Raw genomic sequence first — 19,713 nt, forward strand, 5'->3', positions numbered from 1 at the left:
GGGAGGCGGCACGGTGAGCACACCCACGGCGGGCGCACGGCCCGACGAGGTGCGCAGGCACAACCGCACCGCGCTGCTTCGCCGCCTGCACGTCGACGGGCCGAGCACCCGCGCCGAACTGGCCGCCGAACTCGGCCTCAACCGCAGCACGATCAAGGCGCTCGTCGACGGGCTGGCGGAGTCGGGCATCGTGCTGGAGCGGGTGCCGCGGGCGCGCTCGGGCGCGGGCAGGCCCTCGCTGCTCGTGCTGCCCCAGCCGCAGGCGGCCGTGGTGCTCGCGGTCGACATCCGAGTCGAGCAGGTGGCGATCGCGCTGGTCGGGCTGGGCGGGGAGATGCTCGGCCGCAACCGGTGGAACCTGCACGGACGCTCCGGCGAGCCCGACGAGGTGATCACCCACATCATCGAGTCGACCCGGGTGCTGGCCGACGAGCTCGACTTGAAGATCTTCGGCGTCGGCGTGTCCGTGCCCGGTGTCGTGCGGCGCTCCGACGGGTTCGTCCACGAGGCGCCCAACCTGCGGTGGCGCGACGTCCCGCTGGGCGACCGGCTGCGCGCGACGCTGGGCGTGCCGGTGCGGGTCGCCAACGACGCCGAGGTCGGGGCGCTCGCCGAACACCTGCGTGGGGCCGCTCGGGGGTCTCTCGACGCCGTCTACGTCTCGGCTGACATCGGGATCGGCGGCGGGGTCATCTCCGACGGCTCGGCCCTGCGTGGCACCGCCGGGTACGTGGGCGAACTGGGCCACATGGTCATCAACCCGACCGGCCGCGACTGCCACTGCGGCAGCCGGGGCTGCTGGGAGACCGAGGTGGGGGAGCTGGCCCTGTGCCGGGCCCTGTCGCTGTCGGAGGGCACGCCGCGCGGGGTCGTCATCGCCGAGCTGCGTGGCCTGCGCCCCGATGAGGTCGGACCGCGCCTGGGCGAGTTCCGCGAGTGGCTGACCCTGGGCCTGGTCAACATCGTCAACGCGTTCAGCCCGGAACTCGTGGTCCTCGGCGACCTGTTCACCGCGCTGCCCCCGTCGCTCATCGCGGCGGTCGGGGCCGAGGTGGGCAAACGCAGCCTGGTGTCCCGCGCGATCGGCGGCACCAGGGTTCAGGCGTCGACGCTGGGCACCGACGGCAAGCTGGTGGGGGCGGCCGAGCTGGCGTTCGAGCCGGTCCTCGACACGGTCTGACACAGCGAACGGGCGGCACCCCATTGGGGGTGCCGCCCGTCCTGGACGAGACTAGGGCGCGGGATCAGCCCTTCTGGAGCTCGGCCGCGATCTCGCGCAAACGATCCTCGTGCGCGCGAGCGTGGTGGCCGCAGAACAGCAGCTCTCCTCCGGAGGGAAATACGGCGCGAACCTGTGCGGCGGCGCCGCATCGGTCGCAGCGATCGGCAGCGGTCAGCTCGGGGCGGGTGAGCGTCGTTGTCGTCATGGGAGTTCTCCCTCCGTCCCGGTGCCGGGTGAACCCGGCACCATCATCGGCCGTGGACTCGGAGGCTGAGAGCTCCACCGGTTCACGATTCCTACTCTTACAGACGCGCGGAGGAATAGCAGTGTTCCCGCGCCCACATAGCAATCGAGTAACCCTTGATTAACCCGGTTGGCCCAAGCTCAACCATGTTTTTGCATGTTCAGCAGGGGATCTGCTCCCGAAATCCGACCGCCCCCGCCCCGCCCTGGCCACCCCGTGTTCACCACAGGCGAACGCCTAATGTGACCTGGTGCACACCCCGCTGCTGTCCTGCGCTGATCCACTTCGCCCAGCCAAGGCCGATCCGCACTTCGCGGCCGAGACCCAGGCCGCGCGGTCTCTGGGCGCGGAGACCGCTCTCATCGATCATGACGCGCTCCTGGCGGGAGACGCGCGGGCCGCGGTGCGTCGAGTGCCACGCGGGTTCGGCGCCGCCTGGTACCGGGGTTGGATGATCCCCGTGGCCCGCTACGGCGAACTGGCCTCCGCGCTAGCCGAGCGAGAGGCGGGGTTGATCGTCTCGCCGGAGGCCTACCGGCGCGCCCATGAGCTGCCCGGTTGGTATTCGGTGTTCGCGGATCGCACGCCCGCGAGCGTCTGGGCGGACGGCGTGCCCGACGTGAGATCGCTCGGGCCCGGTGCGGGGATCGTCAAGGACTACGTGAAGTCTCGGAAGCACGACTGGGACACCGCCTGCTTTGTCCCCGATCTCGCCGATCGCGCGGGGCTGAGGGGCGTGGTCGACGCCTTCCGGGCGCTCCAGGGCGAGTTCCTGGCGGGTGGGATCGTCGTGCGGGCGTTCGAGCGGTTCATGGGCCCTGAGACCCGCGTCTGGTGGCTCGACGGGCGGCCGGTCTATGTCGGCCCGCACCCGGACACGCCCGATGTCTCGGTGGAGCCGGACTTGGCGGGTATCGCCGAGTTGGTCGCGAAGCTGGACTGCCGATTCGTGACCACCGACGTCGTCCGTCGGGCCGACGGCGCGTGGCGGGTGGTGGAGGTCGGCGACGGGCAGATGAGCGATCGGCCGCCCGCCCTGGATCCCGAGGTCCTCATCGGCGCGCTGACCTCGGAAAGGGTGCAGCCCTCGGGCCGTTTCCCGACCGCCGGGGGCGGTCGGGCCGGGGAGGACTGATTCCCGGGGGCCCGAGGGCTGGGTGACTGCCTGGTATTCGCCGACCACACGCCGCGCCCACGGCGACTGACGCCCGTCAGCCCGAGCCGTGCGCGGAGCCGGCTGCCATCTCTCGATGGGCGGTCCTAGCGGACAGCCACCTCACGAGTCCTCTGAGATTTCACCTTCGGACCACCTCCTCTCTCGTGTACGGCGACCGTAAAGTCTTGGGCCGGATTCGACAACGAGGTTTCTTATCTCCCCCATTCGGGTCACTGATAGGGTCCCCGCACACACGCAGCGTGGGGTTGGTTCACACACGTGGTTGACCGGAGTTCGGCTGATCGGCGCGGAGGGGACCTTGCGGAGCGAGCAGGAGCAACCCCGAAGAATCGCGCTCGGCGTCGTGATCGGAGCCGCGGCCGCCGCGCTGTTCTACGAGGGAATGGTCTCCGGACCGGTGCTGCACGCGCCCGCCGAGGCGGCGCCGCAGGTGGTCGTCGACGAGCCCGACGACAGCGTGGAGGGTCGGGCGCTGCCCCCGGAGCCGACCGCCACCACGACCGCGCTGAGCACGTCGACGTCGACCACCACCGCCGCGACGAGCACCACCACGACAACGACGACGACAACCACGACCGCCTCCGGGTCGAGCACCGCGGCCTCGCCGACGACCACCACGCCGAAGCCGAAGCCGACGACGACCACGCCCCGGACGACCACCACCACGCAGCGCCCGACCACCACCACGACCAAGCCCGAGGAGTGCTGGCTGTTCTGGTGCTGATCGCTCAGCCGGTGGGGCCGGGCTGGCACTTCGGGCAGAAGTAGGCCACCCGCTCGCGCACCCCGGATCCCTGGGTTCCGGCCACCACCCGCGACCCGCAGCGCAGACAGCCGGACCGGGTGCGACCGTAGACCCACAGCCGCCGGTCCCGTCGAGGGTCCCCAGTCGTGCACCGGTCCGGTGTCATCTTGTTGCGTTCCAACAGATCCCGACTCAGCGCGATGGCGCGTTCGCTGTCCACATCGGACACCGGGGTCCAGGGCGAGACGCCGAGCAGGTGGCAGATCTCGGCTTTGAACACGTTGCCGATCCCCGCCATGACCCGCTGGTCGAGCAGCGCGAGCCCGATTTCCCGCTCGGGACCGGCGGTCAGCCGGGCGAGTGCCTCGGCCGCGTGTTCGTCACCCCACGTCGGGTCGAGGAGGTCCGGGCCGAGATGTGCGACCAGCCTGCCTTCCTCGCCGGTGGACACCAAAGCCATCTCGTGCAACAGGAATCCCACCGCCTGGTGCTCGGCGGTGGTGAACACGGCTCGGGCTTGGTGGGCGGGCCGACGCCAGCGCACGCCCCGCGGCTGGACCTGCCAGGTGCCGTCCAGTCCGAGGTGGCTGTGCAGGCTGAGGTCGCGGTCGAACCGGAGGAAGAGGTGCTTGCCGACAGTGTGCGGCCCGAGGACGGTGCGCCCTTTGAGGTCCACAGTCGACAATCGAGGATGGCGGAGTTCGCCGGTGGTCAGCACACGATCGGTCAGCGCGGCGGCCAGCCTGGCCGCCGCTTGGTAGACCGTGTCGCCTTCCGGCATCAGCGCCCGCCCAAGGCGACCTTCAACCCGAAGGCGAGCAGCACGCTCGCCGCGACCCGCTCGGTGACCCGACGCAGCGTTGGCCTGGTGAGCGCGGTCCGGGCCTGGCCGCCGAACCAGATGAGCCCCGCCTGCCACAGCAGGCCGAGCCCGACGTGGATGGCCACCAGCAGCGCCGCCCACGCCGCGCTCGCGCTGCTCGCGGGCACGAACTGGGGGAGCAGGCTCACGTAGAACACGCCGATCTTGGGGTTGAGCAGGTTCGTCATCAGCCCGGTGCGGAACGCGCCGGACACCGGCACGAAGGCCTCCGGTTCCTCGCGCCGCCTCCACGACTGCCAGAGCCCGGACGCGCCGAGCCAGAGCAGATAGGCCGCACCCGCGTACCGGACGACGTCGTAGGCGACCGGGGAGGCCGCCAGCAGGGCGGTGAGACCGGCGATGCTCGCCGTGCCCCACAGCACGCAGCCCGCGGTGATCCCGACCCCCACGGCGAACCCGGCCCGACGGCCGCCGGACAGGACCGACCGCAGGATGAGCAGCGTGTCGAGGCCCGGCGTGATGGTCAGCAGGAACGCGGCCAGGGTGTAGCCGAGAAGCGCCGCGCCGCTCATTCCTGGGCCGCCTCGGCTTCGGCGGTGGGCCAGGTGACGGCGTTGTGCCTGCCTCGGCTGCCGGTGCGCAGGACGCGCGCGAGCAGGAGGTTGAACGCCAGTGACACCTCCCGCGCCCCCGGCGTCTGCCACTGGTGGATCGGCATGCACGCGCCCTGGGCCTGCTGGACCGCGAGCCGGTCGGGCAGCGCGACCGGCATGACCAGCCTCCCGAAGCTCTCCCGGAGCTCCTGGATGCGGAACTGGTGCTCGTAGGAGTGCGTGCGGACCTTGTTGACCACCACGCCCAGCGCGACCAGGTTCGCGTTGTGCTCGTCGCGGGTGTTCTCCACCGCCTCGAACGCGCGCTGGGCGCCCGCGACCGCGTACATCGTCGGTTCGGTGACCAGCAGCGCGCCCTGGGCGGCCACCAGCGCTGAGCGGGTCAGCCTGCCCAGCGACGGCGGGCAGTCCATCAGCACCAGCTGGTAGGGCAGCTCACCGTCGGCCAGGAGGTGTCGCAGTTCGGCGAGCGCCCGGCCCAGCTTCTCCAGCCTCCGGGCACCCGGATCAGGTTCGTTTAGGGTCTCGAGTTCCTCCGAACCGACCATGACGTCGACCTCCCCGTCCCAGGAACTCGGGGCGATCGCGGCCTTGAGGACCGATGCCGTCGGGTTCTCCAGGACGTCGGCGAGTGTCGCCTCGGTCTCGTCCGGGTCGAGTGTCTGTGTCGCGTTGCACTGTGGGTCTAGGTCGACCACCAGCGTGCGGGCCCCGCGCCGCAGCGCGGCCGACGCGAGGCCGAGCACGACCGTGGTCTTCCCCACGCCGCCTTTGAGGCTGAGCACTGCCACCGTTTGCACGCCCTAGACCTTAGAGTCTCTAGAGTTCGTTCTCATGCGACCGGATGCCGTACGCCGTGTGCTCGACCTCGAGCTGACCGCTGCCCGCGAGCGGCGCGGCGGCCTAGCGCCGAGGGTGGTCGATGTCGGAGGCGGCAGCGGGGTGTTCGCCGTGCCCATGGCCGCCGCCGGCTGCGAGGTCACCGTCGTCGAGCCGAGCCCCAATGCCCTGGCCACGCTGCAGCGCCGCGCCCAGGAGGCCGGTGTGGCCGACCGGATCACCGCCGTCCAGGGCGACAGCGACGCCCTGGACCAGCTGGTGGAGCCCGGTTCGGCCGAGCTGGTCCTTGCCCACGGGCTGCTTGAGGTGGTCGACGACCCGAAGGTGACCGTCGCCGCGATGGCGGCCGTCGTGGCCCCGGGCGGGGTGCTGTCCGTGCTGGTCGCGAACCGGTTCGCGGCGATCCTGCACCGGGCGATCTCGGGCAAGCTCGTCGACGCCCGGGCCCTGCTCGACGACCCGGCCGGGGCCATCAGCGGCCCGACCGAGGCGCTCCTGCGCCGCTTCGACACCGAGGGCCTGCGCGCCCTGATCGCCGACGCGGGGCTCACCGTCGAACTGGTCCAGGGCTACGGCGTCGTCGCCGACCTGGTGCCCGGCTCGGTCCTGGAGAGCAACCCGGGCGCCCAGGAGGCGCTCGCCCAGCTGGAGCTGGTGGCCGCCACGACACCGCCGCTGCGCGACGTGGCGAGCCGCCTGCACGCCATCGCCAGGCGCTGACTGTCGGCTCCCTGTGGTTGGCTCAGGGCCATGGGCAGAAGCGGCGACCTGCCAAGAGGGCTGGTCGAGAGATTCAAGGCGCGCGACGGCGAGTGGCCGGACGACACCGGCTGCACGATGCTGCACGCCGACATGGACGCCTTCTACGCCTCGGTGGAGATCCGCAGGCGCCCGGAGCTGCGTGAGCGGCCGGTCATCGTCGGCGGGGTGGGCGCCCGGGGCGTGGTGTCGGCGGCCAACTACATCGCCCGCACCTTCGGCGTGCGATCGGCCATGCCGACCGGTCAGGCCCGCAGGCTGTGCCCGCAGGCGGTGTTCCTGCCGCCGAGCTTCGAGCTCTACCAGGAGGTCTCCAGCGGCGTGCTGGCGATCTTCCGCGACCTGACCCCGATGGTCGAGCCACTGAGCCTGGACGAGGCGTTCCTGGACGTCTCCGGCTCGCTGCGCAGGCTGCGCACCACCCCCGCGGCCCTGGGTGCGGAGATCCGCCGCCGCGTCCAGGAGGAGTTCGGCATCACCTGCTCGGTCGGCGTCGGCCCGACGAAGTTCGTCGCGAAACTGGCGTCGGGCCTGGCCAAGCCGGACGGCATGCTCGTGGTGCCGCGGGACCAGGTCACCGAGTTCCTGCACCCACTGCCTGTCTCGGCCCTGTGGGGCGTCGGCAAGAAGACCGCCGAACGCCTCTTCGACGTCGGCCTGGAGACTGTCGCGGATGTGGCCGCCACCCCCTTGCCGCGCCTGAAACGCATGCTGGGCGTGGCCCTGTCCGAACACCTCCACGCCCTCGCGAACGGCCACGACAGCCGCGCGGTGGTGGCGGAGACAGCGGAGAAGTCAGTCGGCGCCGAGGAAACCTTCGAGATCGACCACTACGACCGCGACCTGCTCAAACGCGAACTCCTACGCCTCTCCGAACGCACCGTGGCAACCCTGCGCGCACGCGGCCTGCGCGGCAGAACGGTCTCGATCAAGGTGCGGTACGCCGACTTCACCACGATCACCCGGTCACGGACCCTGCCGGTCCCGACAGACGTCACCCGCGAGGTCTACCAAACCGCCTGCAAACTCCTCGACGAACAGGTCCCACCGGGCGCTGTCCGGCTGATCGGGGTCCGGATGGAACAACTCGGCCAGGGCGAGGGCGGCCAGTTGCTGCTGGACACCCCGGAACAGGGCTGGCGGGAAGCCGAACAGGCCGCGGACAAGGCCCGGTCGAAGTTCGGCACCGCCGCCGTACGCCCGGCGGCCTTACTGGGCGCCCGACCGGAGCGAGCCGGCGCCACAGAACCCAAACCCGCCAAGTCCTAGACACCGGATCAAGGCGAACCACCCGAACAGACCACCGACAGCCAATCCGGCCACCACCCCACCAGGGCGGGAGCAAGATCAGCCCAAAAGATCAGGCAACACGCTCGACAACGGCCCACGCACCACAACCTCCGCCACCCCGTCATAAGGCGTCGCCGAAGCGTTGCACACAACCACCGCAGCACCAGCCTGAGCTGCCAGCCCGACCAACCCCGCAGCGGGCTGCACGGTCAACGAACTTCCCACCGCCATCAGCAGTTCCGCCGACTCCACGACCGCCCGCGCCTCATCCAGCACCGCCCGGTCCAGGGCCTGCCCGAACGACACCGTCGCCGATTTCAGGATCCCGCCGCACCGCGGGCAGGGTGGGTCCGCGTCTCCCGCCGCCACCCGGTCCAGTGCTTCCCGCATCGGCCGCACGTCGGCGCAGGACAGGCACACCGTGTCGAAGATCGTCCCGTGCAACTCGATCACCCGTCTCGACCCGGCGCGCTGGTGGAGCCGATCGATGTTCTGGGTCACGATCGCCGCGAGGCGTCCGGCGTGTTCCAGCCGCGTCAGCGCCAGGTGCGCCGCGTTGGGTTCCGCCGTCCACGCCGGATGCACGAGTCGGGCCTGCCAGGTTTGCGCGCGCAGCGCCGGATCTCGTTGGTACTCGCGGAGATTCGACATCCGCTGGGCGTCGGGATTCTTCGTCCACAGCCCGTCGGGACCACGGAAATCCGGGATCCCCGAGTCGGTCGAGATGCCCGCCCCGGACAGCACGACGATCCGATCCGCCGCCGCGATCAGCTTACGCGCCCGATCCGTGCCCATCCGAAAATGATGTCACGGGTAGGGCTTCGACCCCCGACGCCGAACCCCCTAACCCGTACTGATCATCTCGCGCACGGCACTCGTTCGTCCGTAAATCACCACGACGACGCGTACCTCCGGTAATCAATTCGCTACCCCAAGATCACCGGAGGTAGCAGCTGATGAAGTCCTTACGCCGCTTGGCCGCGCTGGGCGCGGGTCTGGTCACCACCGCTTCCCTGCTCGTGGTGACCGCGCCCACCGCGGCCGCGGTCACCGACCTGGAGTTGGCGACCCGCTGGGCGCCCATCCACTACCAGGACACCGACTCGTCCGACTACGACGCCGATTACCTCTCCAAGATCGATTTCGATCTCGAATGGGACACCCTGAACAACTGGGAGCATCAGGACGACGTGCTCTCCCGGCTGACCGGCACGGTCTACTACTCGGTCGTGGAGACCTCGACCCACTGGTTCCTCGGCTACGGCTTCTACCACCCGCGCGACTGGGAGGACTTCTCCGACCCGTTCGGCATCTACACCCACGAGAACGACATGGAGGGCGTCGTCCTCACCGTGCGCCGTGACGGGTCGTACTACGGCAAGTTCGAGGCAATGGTGACCGTCGCGCACACCGACTTCTACTCCTACGTGCCCGCGGGCAGCACCTTCACCAGCGGTCGGGAGAACGTCGACGGCACCGTGCCGATGCGGACCTACAACGGTGTCGCGCACCCCACCACCCGCCAGGAGGCGAAGGGGCACGGCGTCTACGCCTGGAACGGCGCCGAGTTCCCCGGCGGCGACGGCGTCGTCTACTACCCGAGTGGCGCCGCCGAGGTGCCGTCGAGCGGCAACGACCGCTTCGTCGGCTACCAACTGGTGAACGTCTTCGCCGCCGACGGCCTGTGGGCGCGCCGCGCGAACACGGCGACTTTCGCCGGCTACGGGACGTTCCGCGGCGACAATGGCAAGGACAACGCCGCGAACGCCCCGTGGGGCTGGGACGACGGCAACGACGGCGGCGACATCCCGCGCGGCATGATCGCCACCGACCCCGCCTACCTCGTGGCCCAGTACTTCGCGGGTGAAGGCTCGTTCAGCCTTGCCTACACCCGAAACTCCTACCGTTAGCCGAGTTTGACGCGCGCGCGCCGGGGGTACACACCATCCGGATCCGCGCGTGCGAACGCGTCATCGTGAGCGGGGTGGCGGCGCCAGGGCGCCGCCACCCCGCTTTCGCCTCGTCCGGCGCGGTACGTTGCCGGATCGGACCAGGAGCGCCAGGAGGAACAAGTGTCAGAGGTCGAGACCAATGCGGCGGCTCACGCGTCGGGAGTGCGCGGCGCCGACGTCCGGGTGAGCGCCGACGCCGAACAGGTGCCGCTGATCCGCTCGTTCGCGGCGGACATCGCGATGCGCCTCGATTTCGATCTCGACGCCATCGAGGACGTGCGCATGGCGGTCGACGAGGCATGCTCGCTGCTGGTGCGGGCGGCCGTGCCGGACTCGTCGCTGTTCTGTGCTTTCGAACTGCTCGAAGACACGCTGCGGGTTCGCGTCCATGTCGACGCCAAGAGCCCGATGCCGCCCTCGGCGGACCGGATGAGCTGGCAGATCCTGACCGCGCTCGCGTCATCGGTCACGGAGAACGTCGAGGCGACCGGGGACGGGCACCGCGTGTCGATCGAGTTGGTGACCCGCACCGGGGAAGCGGCGGCCCGGTGACCGAGTCCCACGCCACGCAGCGCGAGGACGCCCGGTTCGACAAGTTGGCCCGTCTCCCCGACGGTGATCCACGTCGGGTCGCGCTGCGCACCGAGTTGGTCGAGGCCTACATGGACCTCGCCCGCAACCTCGCGCGCAAGTTCGACCGCCGCGGCGACCAGCTCGAAGACCTGGTCCAGGTGGCCACGATCGGGCTGATCAAGTCCATCGACCGGTTCGAGCCCGCCAAGGGCAATTTCTACGGCTTCGCCATACCGACCATCATGGGCGAGCTCCGCAGGCACTTCCGCGACACCGGATGGGCCGTGCGGGTGCCGCGCCAGCTCAAGGAGCTGCATGTCACCGTCGCCGCGGGTCGTGCCGAGCTGACCCAGCAGCTGGGCCGCGCGCCCAAGCCCAGTGAACTCGCCGACCATCTCGGGCTGACCAGGGAACAGGTCTACGAGACGCTCATGGCGGGCGCGTCCAAGGAAGGCTCCTCGCTCGACGCGCGGCTCGCCGAACCCAACGGCGACCGGTTCGGGTATGAGGACGACGAGCTCAACCAGGTCGACAACCGCCGGGCGCTGCAGCCGCTGCTGGCCGAGCTGACCGAACGGGAACAGAAAATCATCCTGCTCAGATTCGTCCGCGGGATGAGCCAGGCCGACATCGCGCGCCGCGTCGGCGTCTCGCAGATGCAGGTTTCGCGACTGCTCACGAAGATCCTCGAGCGGCTGCGCGCGGGCCTGGGCGAGGACAGCATGGTGCGCTGATGGATCAGCTGACCCGAATCTGCCTGCGGCGGTGGGCGATCAGCGCCCGCCGCTCGCCCTCGCCCATCGCGCCCCAGATGCCGTATGGCTCCTGGACGCTCAGCGCGTGCTCGCGGCACTGCTCCAGCACCGGGCAGGCGCGGCAGATCGCCTTGGCGCGGGCTTCGCGGGCGGCCCTCGCCGGGCCGCGCTCGGCGTCGGGGTGGAAGAAGACCACGCTGTCGACCCCGCGGCAGGACCCCTTGGTCTGCCATTCCCATTCGGTCGTGACGGGCTTGGGCAGGCGGGTGATCTCGGCCATCGTGACCCTTCCTTGTGGCCCCGCCATCGCGCGGGGAAGTGATCATCAGATACCCGGTGCCCGCATGGACCAAACTGTGCTCAGCGTTCGCACAGTGATCGGCCTTGCGGAAACACCGTGACAAACCCGAATTACCCGGTCGGAAAGGATCGATAGTGGAGATCAACAGCGAGGGTCTCGACCCGGTGATCGTGTCCGTGGAGGGTGAGGTCGACCTCGCCACGTCGCCGCGGCTCGAGCAGGCACTCGACGAGGCGCTCTCGTCCTCCGGGGCCACCGGGGTGTGCGTCGACCTGTCAAAAGTCGAGTTCATGGACTCCGCGGGCCTGCGGGTTCTGGTCGCCGCGCGGCGCCGGGCCGACGGGTCGGGGCTGTCGATGACCCTGCGTGAGCCGCACGACCGGGTCCGCCGAATCATCGAGATCACGGGCCTCGCGGAGGTGTTCGGGCTCGCGAGAAATTCGTGATTCAAGCTCCCCCGGTCGGGGTATCTCAGAGCGAGTGCACCCCCAGGCCCACTGGGAGGGTGGTGCGTGGACTCCAGCAAGGGGCGGCGAGATGGTGGATGACCGGGCAGAGTTAGTCGCCCGCCTTCCGCCGACCACCCGGTCGGCGGGTGAGGCACGCGACTTCGTCAGCATGGCCCTGCGGTCCTGGGCGTGTGACGAGGCGCTCACCGCCGACGTCGTCCTCGCCACCTCCGAGCTGGTCACGAACGCGATGGAACACGGGCGCGGCGAGATCACCGTCGACCTGCGGCTGATCGAAAGCCGCGTCCTCCTGCGAGTACGCGACGAAGGACCAGGCGCGCCCGTCAGCGGGGACCGGGACCTGCTGGCCCCGCGCAGCCGGGGGCTGACCATCGTCGAAGCATTGAGCACGGCGTGGGGCTGGCAGCTCGCCCCAGGCGGGAAGTGGGTGTGGGCGGAGTTCCCCTTCGTTCCCGCGGGCTCGCCGGTCGCGTCGGTCCACTCGCGTCCGCCCGCACACCACTGATAGTTATTTCCGCGCGGCGATCCGGGCCAGGAAGTCGTCCGCCGTCAGGGTATTGACGACCCTCTCCGCCCCGATGCCACACTCCTCGGCGCGTTCGCAGCCGAAGGGCAGCCAGTCGAGTTGGCCGGGCGCGTGGGCGTCGGTGTCGACGGCAAAATCGCAGCCCAGTTCGGCGGCCAGGCGCAGCAGCCTGCGCGGCGGGTCCAGGCGCTCCGGGCGGGAGTTGATCTCCACGGCCACCCCGTACTCGACGCAGGCGGCGAAGACCGACTCGGCGTCGAAGGTGGACTCCGGCCTGCCGCGGCCGGTGATCAGCCTGCCGGTGCAGTGGCCCAGTACATCGGTGTGCGGGTTGGCCACGGCCGTGAGCATCCGCTCGGTCATCTCCGCCTTCGGCATGCGCAGCTTCGAGTGCACGCTGGCCACCACGACATCGACCTCCGCGAGCAACTCGTCGGTCTGGTCGAGACCGCCGTCGAGCAGGATGTCGACCTCGATACCGGTCAGGATCAGGAACGGCGCCAGCTCCACGTTCAGCTCGGCCACCACCTCCAGCTGCCTGCGCAGCCGCTCGGCGCTGAGCCCGTTCGCGACCTTGAGCCGGGGGGAGTGGTCGGTCAGCGCCATCCACTCGTGGCCGAGCGCGATCGCCGCCTCGGCCATCTCCCGGATCGGGCTGCCGCCGTCGGACCAGTCCGAGTGCGTGTGGCAGTCGCCGCGCAGGGCGGCCCGCAGCTGGGCGCCGCCCGCGACCGGAGACTGGGCGCCCTCGGTCAGTTTCGTGAGGTATCCGGGCTCACCGCCCGTCACCGCTTCGGTGATGGCGGCGGCGGTGGACTTGCCGATACCGGGCAACGCGGTCAGCGTGCCCGCCTTGACCCGTTTGTCCAGTTCCCCGGCGGGCAGGTCGGCGACGATCGCGGCGGCTTTGCGGAACGCCCGCACCTTGTAGGTCGGCTCGCCCGACCGCTCCAGGAACAGCGCGATCTGCTTCAGGGCGGCGACGGGATCCATCTCCCCAATTAACCATCAGCGGGCGACAGTCGCGACCCACCACTAGCGTTCGATGGGTCGAAAGGAACACCTCCATGGACATACCGGCCACCGCGCCCGTCGACCCGTCCGCGCTGACCGACCTGCTCGACGGGCGGTGGGCACACGTCCGCCGCGACGCCCGCGTCCGGATGTCCGAGCTGCCCGCACCGCCGGTCGACATCCCCACCGAGGAGCACCGCGCCCAAGTCCTCGACTCGCTGCGCGCGCTGGTCGCCTCCGGGTACCCGCGCGCCGGGTTCCCCAAGGAGTACGGCGGTGAGGCCGACACCGGTGCCGCACTCACCGCGTTCGAGATGCTCGGCTTCGGCGACCTGTCGGTGATGGTCAAGGCGGGCGTGCAGTGGGGCCTGTTCGGCGGGGCCGTGGAGGCGCTGGGCACCGATACCCATCACGAGCGCTACCTGCGCGCGATCATGGAACTCGACCTGCCCGGTTGCTTCGCCATGACCGAGACCGGGCACGGCTCCGACGTGCAGCACCTGCGCACCACCGCCACCTACGACCCGGCGACCGGTGAGTTCGTCGTCCACACGCCCCACGAGGGCGCCCGCAAGGAGTACATCGGCAACGCGGCCCGCGACGGCAGGATGGCCGTCGTCTTCGCCCAGCTGGTCACCGGCGGCGAGACCCACGGCGTGCACGCGCTCCTGGTGCCGATCCGCACCGACACCGGCGAGCCCGCTCCCGGCGTGCGGATCGAGGACTGCGGGCGCAAGGCAGGCCTCAACGGCGTCGACAACGGCAGGCTCTGGTTCGACAACGTGCGGGTGCCCCGCGCCGCCCTGCTCAACCGCTACGGCGACGTGGCCGCCGACGGCACCTACAGCAGCCCGATCGACGGCGACTCCAAGCGGTTCTTCACCATGCTCGGCACCCTCATCCGCGGCCGGATCAGCGTCGCGGGCGCCGCGGGCAGCGCGACGAAGACGGCGCTGAAGATCGCCGTGCGCTACGCGCAGGTCCGCCGCCAGTTCGACAACCCGGAGACAGGGGAGGAGGTCGTCCTCCTCGACTACCTCGCCCACCAGCGCAAGCTGCTGCCCGCCCTGGCGACCACCTACGGCCTGCACTTCGCCCAGGAGGAACTCGTCACCACCCTGCACGAGCGCCGGACCGACGCCGACGACCGCGCGCAGCGCGAACTCGAATCGCGGGCGGCGGGCATCAAGGCGATCGCCACCTGGCACGCCACCAGGACCGTGCAGACCTGCCGGGAGGCCTGCGGGGGCGCGGGCTACCTCGCGGAGAACCGGCTGCCCGGCATCAAGGCCGACACCGACGTGTTCACGACCTTCGAGGGCGACAACACCGTCCTGCTCCAACTGGTCGCGAAAGGCCTGCTCACCGGCTACCAGCAGCACCTGCACGAACTCGGCAGCACGGGCATGGCCCGGTTCATCACCGACCAGGTCGTCGGGACCGTCATCGAGCGCACCGCCGCGCGTGGGCTTATCGAGCGGCTCATCAACGCGGTCACACCCCAAGACGAGGAGACCGACCTCCTGGAGCGCGGCTGGCACCTCAAGCTGTTCGAGGACCGGGAGAAACACGTCCTCGACACCCTCGCCCGGAGGCTGCGTCGGGCGGGAGAGGAGGACGCGGACTCCTTCGCCATCTTCAATCGTGCGCAAGACCACGTGCTGCGCGCGGCCCGGGTCCACATCGACCGGGTGGTCCTTGAGGCTTTTGTCGCCGCCATCGACCGCAGCACCGACGAGGCTGTCACGGAGTTGCTCGAACGGCTCTGCGATCTGCACGTGCTCAGCAACATCGAGGCCGACCTCGACTGGTTCCTCGGCCACGGTCGCCTCACCACCGCCCGGGCCAAGGCTGTGACCAGCGCGGTCAACGAACTCTGCGCCCATCTGCGACCGCACGCGGACACTCTGGTCGAGGCCTTCGCCATTCCTGACAGCATGGTCGGCGCCCCTATCGCGCTCGGCGCCGAACGCGACCGCCAGGACGCCCAGCGGTCCTACGAGGCTCGGGAACTACCCCGTATGGAGGACTCCGAAGAAGCTGTGACACCGTGATCGAGGATCGGGTAGTCCTGGCCAGGAAAGGCCCGTATCCTGGACACTGACACCCCCACTGCGGGGTGCCCGCCGGGTCCGGCGGCAACCGTGATCGCCCGGCGCCCGCGACCGCTGTGCCGGAGGAGGAAAATATGCCACTCTCCGAGCACGAGCAGCGACTGCTCGACCAGATCGAGCGCGCTCTCTACGCCGAGGATCCCAAGTTCGCCTCCACTGTCCGAGGTGCTCGTCTACGCAAGCCGTCCCGACGGCGCAGGCTGCAGGGCATCGCCCTGTTCGTCCTGGGCGTTGCGCTCCTTGTGATCGGTGTGATGCTGCCGTTCAAACCGGCGGGTATCCCAGTGGTGAGCCTGCTCGGCTTCCTGGTGATGTTCGTCGGCGCTCTGCTCACGCTGACGGCCCTGCGACACGGCGGCGACGCCGCGTCGGAAGAGGGCGAAGGCCAGCGTCCGCCAGGCGGCGAGTCCGCCCACCGGCGCAGTTCGTTCTCGCAAAGGATGGAAGAGCGCTTCAAGAAGCGCTTCGACGGCGAGTAGCGAGTAGGGGTGCCGCCTCGCTGTTGAGGCAGCACAAAGCTTCGGGTGGTCCTGGGACTTCGGTCCCTCGGCCACCTTCGCTTTGTCCAGGCTCGTAGCGCTTGGTGCGGCGTGGCTAGCGCTTGGTGCGGCGTGGCCGCATCACTGAGCGAGGTAGCAGCCGGGCCTTCCAAGGCAACGGTGCGGTGCGCCGCAGGCCGCTGACGACCTCGTCGAAGGCCTGCGCCAGCGCCGGGTCTTCGGTCCGCCCGCCGTACCAGGACCGCTCCACCGAGCTCACCACGGTCCGAAGCGCCTGTTTGCCGCCCTCGTCGAGGTTGTGCTCCCGCGACAGCCTGCGCGCGGCGGTGCGGACTGTGTCGGCATCGGACATCGACGCCCCCCGGTCCCAGGACTCCGCCATCAGCTCGGTCCACGCCGCGCTCGCCGAGGACGCGGTGCCTGCGAGCACCGCGTGCCTGCGATCGTGGCGCCACCACTCCCTGAGCGACGCGGGCACAGTCGCGGCCACGAGCACCAGGACCAGCACGGCCAGCCACCAGGACAGGATGGACGCGAGGAAGAACACCGTCAGCGTGCCGAGTGCCGCCACGACCGGCACGGCGAACCGAAGCAGGTCGCGCCTGACGTGCGCGATCGCCATCACCGCGACGAGAAGCAGCGCGCAGATCAACGCCGCGTAGAGCTGCCAAGGGATCGACCACGACCCCTGTCCGGGGGTCGGAGCCTCGCCCGCGGTGTCCGGGCGGTCCTCGGGGTTCTGCTGAGCCGACGTGCTCGGGTTCGCGGACTCCGACGGCGCGGCGGACTCCGAGGTGGGAGTCGACGTCTCCGTGTTCGGGTCGCTGGTCGTGTACGGCGCCTCGTACGTGCGGCCGTCCGACAGCGGAGTCGGGTCGAACGTCACCCAGCCCTGGGCCGGGAAGAACACCTCGACCCACGCGTGCGCGTCCTGCGTCGTGATCGACCGGTAGTCGCCGGACTGGAAGCCTGCCGTGTAGCCGATCGCGACCCGCGACGGGATGCCCGCGGCGCGCGCGAGGAGCGCCATCGCCGAGGCGTACTGCTCGCAGTACCCGATCTTCGAGCGAAACAGGAACTCCTTGAGCGCGTCCTCGTCGCTGGAGGTCCCGGTCTGCGTCTTGTACTCGAACCCGTTGGACCGCTCGAAGTGCTTCTGCAGCGCCAGCGCCTTGTCGAACATCGTCGTCTTGCTGTCGGTGATCTGCTTCGCGAGCGCCACGACCTCCGGGTCGATGCCCTCGGCGGTCAGGTAGACCGAGTCGATCTCGCCGAAGTCGTACCCGGCCAGCCGCAGGTCGGCCGCCGTGGGCTGACTCATGTCGGCCTCTTCGACATAGGTGGGCAGCTTGCGCGGGTTGCGCGAATAGACCATGCCGCCGCTCTGGTCGTAGAACAAGCCCTTCGGGATGTCCCGGAGCTTGCGCGGGATCCCGTAGACCGGAGCCCACAGGTCCTGGGAGTTGATCGGCTCGATGGAGATCCGGGTGATCGTGCCGCCGCCGTCGTCACCGGGGGCGGGCGGCAGGTCGCTGTCGGCCGGGATGTCGTCGGGCAGGGCGTCGGCGGCGGTCCAGCCACCGTTGCTGTCGTAGCGGGGCAGCGTCATCGCGCGCAGGTAGCGGCCTTCGTTGCCCAGTCCCCGCACGCGGAACAGTTCGACGTTCGTTCCCTGGTCGAGCATGCCGCGCAGCGCCGTGAACGGCTTGAGGGCCAGGCCGCCGCCACCGCCGCCGCCGCTCCCGCCCGGGAGACCGCCGACCGTGCCGATGCCGGTGACCACCACGCCGGCGAGCAGGCCCAGGACCAACGCGGAGGACACCATCGCCGTCGGCGAGCCGAACGCCGTCGCCGTGTCCGGCAGCGCGGGCCGGTTGCGCCACTGCTGGTGGCGGTGGGCGCCGTCGACGGCCAGCAACAGCGCGAACGAGGTCGCGCCGAGCACGAAGGACCACCAGGGCAGCAACTCGTCGGCCAGGGACGCGGGCACGGCGTAGACGCAGAGCAGCACGAGGCCACACGCGGCGGGGGCGCCCGCGGAGACCGCGAGCGTGTCGACGAGGACCGCGACCAACCCGATCGCGATCACCACGAGACAGAGCATGGGCGTTGACGCCGGCACCGGCGGGACACCGGTCTGCACCGCGTCGACGGACTTGCGGAGCACCTCGCCGAGTTCGGCGAACGCCGACGGGCCGGGGATCACCCCGAGGATTCCGCTGTGGGTGAACAGGGCCACGACCAGGAACAGCAGCGCGACCATCTGCGCGAGACCGACGACGAGGGTCGGGGTCCGGATCGCCCGCAGCGCCAAGCCGGTCGCCGTCACCACGATCACCGCGATACCCGCGTAGCCCAGCCAGCGCATCCCGTCGATCACGCCCGCCAGCGCGCTGGAGGCGCACAGCGTCGTGATGGCGGCGATCACCGGGGTGACCGTCACCGACCACTGCGCCTGTGGAGTCGTCTGCTCGCTCATCGCCCGACCCCCCGGGTGCTCTCAACCATGGCTCTGCCGTCCACTGTGCTCACTGGCCGAACCCCGCGATCATGCTGTCGCCCCGCTTGGAGCTGTTGCGGCAGACGCTGCCCCACACGCCTGCCATCGGGGTGTCCGGGCGGGCGATCGTCACGCCCCACCCCGCCGCGGTCAGCAGCGTGGCCGTGCCGTGCGGATCGGCTTCCGGCCCCTCGGCCGAACCCCAGGCCGAGGTGTCGAGCAGGACCGCGAGGCTGCGCGTCCCCCGGGTCCGGTACCTGATCAACTGGCCCACCGACTCCGGGGTCGCCGCGCCGATGATCGCGATCAGCTCCTGGCCGTGGCCCGGGTCCGCCGGGCAGTTGATCTCCCGCTGGTGGATCGGCTGCAGCGCGGCGAGCGCGTCCAGCACGGCGTTGTCGCTGTGGCTGCCGTCGCCCGCGTCGCTCACCAGGACACTGCCGGTCTCGGTCACCAGGCGGATCTGCTGGCCGTAGCGGTGCAGGTGCACGCAGATGCTGGCGGCGAACGACACCGCCCACTCCAGGCTGGATCTCGCCCCGGTGCCGCGGTGTCCGGACACCCGGTGGTCGAGCAGCACGGTCGTGCCGCCGCGCCACGGGCTCTCCTCCACCCGGACCATCATCTCGTCGCGCTTGGCCGTTGAACGCCAGTGGACTTTGCGCAGGTCATCGCCCTGCCGGTAGGGGCGCACGATCGCGTCGTCCTCGCCGTGACCCGCGTTGAGCCGGATCGAGCCGTCGTCGCCCGAGCCCAGACCGGAGCCGCCCGGGACGCCGCTGAGCGGCACGACCCTGGGCACCACGACCAGCCGTGACGTCCGCGCCAGCTCGCGTTCGAACTCGGCGAGACCGAACGGGTCGGTGATCGTGGCCTTGAGCGGCCCGAGCTGCTGGATGCCGCGCAGCATCGGCTGCACCGCGTACCGCAGCTGCGTGCCGGTGTGCCGGGGCAGATGCTCGATGACGAACCGGGGCTTGCCGCCGAGCGCGTAGGGCACGCCATCGGAGATGAGCAGCCCGCCGGTGGGCAGCCTGCCCGTGCTGCGGACTGTCAGCGCCACCTCGGCGCGCCCGCCGACGGGGACGCGCGCGGGGTTGATGTGACGCTCGGCGTGCAGACCGACCCTGGCCACGGCTGTTATCAGGCAGACGATCAGCGGAAGCGCCACCACGAACACCGCGACCCGGAGCAGGTCACGCTCGTTGAGCACCACAGAACACAGCGCGGCGGCGATCCCCGCGGCCAGCAGACACCGGCCCCGCGTGGTCAGCCCCGACAGCGCACCGCGCAT

Annotated in this window: 21 protein-coding genes; 12 read left to right on the plus strand and 9 right to left on the minus strand. The window is 70.4% G+C overall.

The window, feature by feature from the left end; genetic code table 11:
- Positions 1 to 13: 13 nt before the first annotated feature.
- Positions 14 to 1,180: an ROK family protein gene (locus GPZ80_RS10815; protein WP_312880244.1), complete on the plus strand. Its 1,167-nt coding sequence runs from the start codon at positions 14 to 16 to the stop codon at positions 1,178 to 1,180.
- A gap of 64 nt (positions 1,181 to 1,244) precedes the next feature.
- On the opposite strand, the gene GPZ80_RS10820 is transcribed toward GPZ80_RS10815, so the two are convergent.
- Positions 1,245 to 1,427: a DUF7455 domain-containing protein gene (locus tag GPZ80_RS10820; protein ID WP_091371508.1), complete on the minus strand. Its 183-nt coding sequence runs from the start codon at positions 1,425 to 1,427 to the stop codon at positions 1,245 to 1,247.
- A gap of 289 nt (positions 1,428 to 1,716) precedes the next feature.
- On the opposite strand from GPZ80_RS10820, the gene GPZ80_RS10825 reads away from it, so the two are divergent.
- Both GPZ80_RS10825 and GPZ80_RS10830 read left to right on the plus strand, forming a co-directional pair.
- Positions 1,717 to 2,601, plus strand: a complete 885-nt coding sequence (locus GPZ80_RS10825) for an ATP-grasp domain-containing protein (protein WP_187220185.1) — start codon at positions 1,717 to 1,719, stop codon at positions 2,599 to 2,601.
- Positions 2,602 to 2,941: 340 nt separating this feature from the next.
- A complete protein-coding gene (locus tag GPZ80_RS10830; protein WP_187220186.1) occupies positions 2,942 to 3,367 on the plus strand; it encodes a hypothetical protein in 426 nt (141 codons plus the stop codon).
- 4 nt (positions 3,368 to 3,371) lie between these two features.
- Here GPZ80_RS10830 and GPZ80_RS10835 read toward each other — a convergent pair whose 3' ends face one another.
- The 3 genes from GPZ80_RS10835 to GPZ80_RS10845 are packed head-to-tail and all read right to left on the minus strand — an operon-like array spanning position 3,372 to position 5,625.
- Positions 3,372 to 4,169 (minus strand): DNA-formamidopyrimidine glycosylase family protein, encoded by a 798-nt coding sequence (locus tag GPZ80_RS10835; protein ID WP_187220187.1) that lies wholly within the window; start codon positions 4,167 to 4,169, stop codon positions 3,372 to 3,374.
- On the minus strand, positions 4,169 to 4,783 hold the full coding sequence (locus GPZ80_RS10840) for a LysE family translocator (RefSeq protein WP_187220188.1): 615 nt from the start codon (positions 4,781 to 4,783) through the stop codon (positions 4,169 to 4,171). The genes GPZ80_RS10835 and GPZ80_RS10840 overlap by 1 nt, the downstream gene beginning before the upstream one ends.
- Positions 4,780 to 5,625, minus strand: a complete 846-nt coding sequence (locus tag GPZ80_RS10845) for a ParA family protein (protein WP_187220189.1) — start codon at positions 5,623 to 5,625, stop codon at positions 4,780 to 4,782. Before GPZ80_RS10845 ends, GPZ80_RS10840 begins: the two co-directional genes overlap by 4 nt.
- Positions 5,626 to 5,659: 34 nt before the next feature.
- On the opposite strand from GPZ80_RS10845, the gene GPZ80_RS10850 reads away from it, so the two are divergent.
- Together GPZ80_RS10850 and GPZ80_RS10855 are read left to right on the plus strand one after the other, a co-directional pair.
- Positions 5,660 to 6,385: a class I SAM-dependent methyltransferase gene (locus GPZ80_RS10850; protein ID WP_187220190.1), complete on the plus strand. Its 726-nt coding sequence runs from the start codon at positions 5,660 to 5,662 to the stop codon at positions 6,383 to 6,385.
- 30 nt (positions 6,386 to 6,415) lie between these two features.
- Complete coding sequence (locus GPZ80_RS10855) at positions 6,416 to 7,693, plus strand: DNA polymerase IV (RefSeq protein ID WP_187220191.1); 1,278 nt, start codon at positions 6,416 to 6,418, stop codon at positions 7,691 to 7,693.
- A 78-nt stretch (positions 7,694 to 7,771) separates the two neighbouring features.
- Here the strand turns inward: GPZ80_RS10855 and GPZ80_RS10860 are convergent, their stop codons facing one another.
- Positions 7,772 to 8,509 (minus strand): SIR2 family NAD-dependent protein deacylase, encoded by a 738-nt coding sequence (locus tag GPZ80_RS10860; RefSeq protein ID WP_187220192.1) that lies wholly within the window; start codon positions 8,507 to 8,509, stop codon positions 7,772 to 7,774.
- A 161-nt stretch (positions 8,510 to 8,670) separates the two neighbouring features.
- On the opposite strand from GPZ80_RS10860, the gene GPZ80_RS10865 reads away from it, so the two are divergent.
- The 3 genes from GPZ80_RS10865 (at position 8,671) to GPZ80_RS10875 (ending at position 10,973) form a co-directional block, all read left to right on the plus strand.
- A complete protein-coding gene (locus GPZ80_RS10865; protein ID WP_187220193.1) occupies positions 8,671 to 9,624 on the plus strand; it encodes a hypothetical protein in 954 nt (317 codons plus the stop codon).
- 162 nt (positions 9,625 to 9,786) lie between these two features.
- Positions 9,787 to 10,218, plus strand: coding sequence for an ATP-binding protein (locus GPZ80_RS10870; RefSeq protein ID WP_187220194.1), 432 nt, complete (start codon positions 9,787 to 9,789; stop codon positions 10,216 to 10,218).
- Positions 10,215 to 10,973, plus strand: coding sequence for a SigB/SigF/SigG family RNA polymerase sigma factor (locus tag GPZ80_RS10875; RefSeq protein ID WP_187220195.1), 759 nt, complete (start codon positions 10,215 to 10,217; stop codon positions 10,971 to 10,973). The genes GPZ80_RS10870 and GPZ80_RS10875 overlap by 4 nt, the downstream gene beginning before the upstream one ends.
- A gap of 4 nt (positions 10,974 to 10,977) precedes the next feature.
- On the opposite strand, the gene GPZ80_RS10880 is transcribed toward GPZ80_RS10875, so the two are convergent.
- On the minus strand, positions 10,978 to 11,274 hold the full coding sequence (locus GPZ80_RS10880) for a WhiB family transcriptional regulator (protein WP_187220196.1): 297 nt from the start codon (positions 11,272 to 11,274) through the stop codon (positions 10,978 to 10,980).
- A 155-nt stretch (positions 11,275 to 11,429) separates the two neighbouring features.
- Here GPZ80_RS10880 and GPZ80_RS10885 point away from each other — a divergent pair, with 155 nt between their 5' ends.
- Together GPZ80_RS10885 and GPZ80_RS10890 are read left to right on the plus strand one after the other, a co-directional pair.
- Positions 11,430 to 11,741: an STAS domain-containing protein gene (locus tag GPZ80_RS10885; protein WP_166658053.1), complete on the plus strand. Its 312-nt coding sequence runs from the start codon at positions 11,430 to 11,432 to the stop codon at positions 11,739 to 11,741.
- A gap of 91 nt (positions 11,742 to 11,832) precedes the next feature.
- Positions 11,833 to 12,270: an ATP-binding protein gene (locus GPZ80_RS10890; protein WP_187220197.1), complete on the plus strand. Its 438-nt coding sequence runs from the start codon at positions 11,833 to 11,835 to the stop codon at positions 12,268 to 12,270.
- Between the two features lie 3 nt (positions 12,271 to 12,273).
- Here GPZ80_RS10890 and GPZ80_RS10895 read toward each other — a convergent pair whose 3' ends face one another.
- Positions 12,274 to 13,284, minus strand: coding sequence for a PHP domain-containing protein (locus GPZ80_RS10895; protein ID WP_187220198.1), 1,011 nt, complete (start codon positions 13,282 to 13,284; stop codon positions 12,274 to 12,276).
- Positions 13,285 to 13,358: 74 nt separating this feature from the next.
- Here GPZ80_RS10895 and GPZ80_RS10900 point away from each other — a divergent pair, with 74 nt between their 5' ends.
- Positions 13,359 to 15,359: an acyl-CoA dehydrogenase family protein gene (locus tag GPZ80_RS10900; protein ID WP_187220199.1), complete on the plus strand. Its 2,001-nt coding sequence runs from the start codon at positions 13,359 to 13,361 to the stop codon at positions 15,357 to 15,359.
- A 134-nt stretch (positions 15,360 to 15,493) separates the two neighbouring features.
- Complete coding sequence (locus GPZ80_RS10905; RefSeq protein WP_187220200.1) at positions 15,494 to 15,898, plus strand: SCO2097 family morphological protein; 405 nt, start codon at positions 15,494 to 15,496, stop codon at positions 15,896 to 15,898.
- 115 nt (positions 15,899 to 16,013) lie between these two features.
- Here the strand turns inward: GPZ80_RS10905 and GPZ80_RS10910 are convergent, their stop codons facing one another.
- Together GPZ80_RS10910 and GPZ80_RS10915 are read right to left on the minus strand one after the other, a co-directional pair.
- Positions 16,014 to 18,398, minus strand: coding sequence for a transglutaminase TgpA family protein (locus GPZ80_RS10910; protein ID WP_187220201.1), 2,385 nt, complete (start codon positions 18,396 to 18,398; stop codon positions 16,014 to 16,016).
- 49 nt (positions 18,399 to 18,447) lie between these two features.
- Complete coding sequence (locus tag GPZ80_RS10915) at positions 18,448 to 19,713, minus strand: DUF58 domain-containing protein (protein WP_187220202.1); 1,266 nt, start codon at positions 19,711 to 19,713, stop codon at positions 18,448 to 18,450.

It is taken from the genome of Actinokineospora xionganensis (assembly GCF_014323725.1).
GTDB classification, from domain to species: Bacteria; Actinomycetota; Actinomycetes; order Mycobacteriales; family Pseudonocardiaceae; genus Actinokineospora; species Actinokineospora xionganensis.

What these genes read in the sequence shown, in the direction of transcription:
- GPZ80_RS10820 (WP_091371508.1), bottom strand. Translation starts at nt 1,427, where the DNA reads ATGACGACAACGACGCTCACCCGCCCCGAGCTGACCGCTGCCGATCGC.
- GPZ80_RS10835 (WP_187220187.1), bottom strand. Translation starts at nt 4,169, where the DNA reads ATGCCGGAAGGCGACACGGTCTACCAAGCGGCGGCCAGGCTGGCCGCC.
- GPZ80_RS10840 (WP_187220188.1), bottom strand. Translation starts at nt 4,783, where the DNA reads ATGAGCGGCGCGGCGCTTCTCGGCTACACCCTGGCCGCGTTCCTGCTG.
- GPZ80_RS10850 (WP_187220190.1), top strand. Translation starts at nt 5,660, where the DNA reads ATGCGACCGGATGCCGTACGCCGTGTGCTCGACCTCGAGCTGACCGCT.
- GPZ80_RS10855 (WP_187220191.1), top strand. Translation starts at nt 6,416, where the DNA reads ATGGGCAGAAGCGGCGACCTGCCAAGAGGGCTGGTCGAGAGATTCAAG.
- GPZ80_RS10860 (WP_187220192.1), bottom strand. Translation starts at nt 8,509, where the DNA reads ATGGGCACGGATCGGGCGCGTAAGCTGATCGCGGCGGCGGATCGGATC.
- GPZ80_RS10865 (WP_187220193.1), top strand. Translation starts at nt 8,671, where the DNA reads ATGAAGTCCTTACGCCGCTTGGCCGCGCTGGGCGCGGGTCTGGTCACC.
- GPZ80_RS10880 (WP_187220196.1), bottom strand. Translation starts at nt 11,274, where the DNA reads ATGGCCGAGATCACCCGCCTGCCCAAGCCCGTCACGACCGAATGGGAA.
- GPZ80_RS10890 (WP_187220197.1), top strand. Translation starts at nt 11,833, where the DNA reads ATGGTGGATGACCGGGCAGAGTTAGTCGCCCGCCTTCCGCCGACCACC.
- GPZ80_RS10895 (WP_187220198.1), bottom strand. Translation starts at nt 13,284, where the DNA reads ATGGATCCCGTCGCCGCCCTGAAGCAGATCGCGCTGTTCCTGGAGCGG.
- GPZ80_RS10900 (WP_187220199.1), top strand. Translation starts at nt 13,359, where the DNA reads ATGGACATACCGGCCACCGCGCCCGTCGACCCGTCCGCGCTGACCGAC.
- GPZ80_RS10905 (WP_187220200.1), top strand. Translation starts at nt 15,494, where the DNA reads ATGCCACTCTCCGAGCACGAGCAGCGACTGCTCGACCAGATCGAGCGC.
- GPZ80_RS10910 (WP_187220201.1), bottom strand. Translation starts at nt 18,398, where the DNA reads ATGAGCGAGCAGACGACTCCACAGGCGCAGTGGTCGGTGACGGTCACC.
- GPZ80_RS10915 (WP_187220202.1), bottom strand. Translation starts at nt 19,713, where the DNA reads ATGCGCGGTGCGCTGTCGGGGCTGACCACGCGGGGCCGGTGTCTGCTG.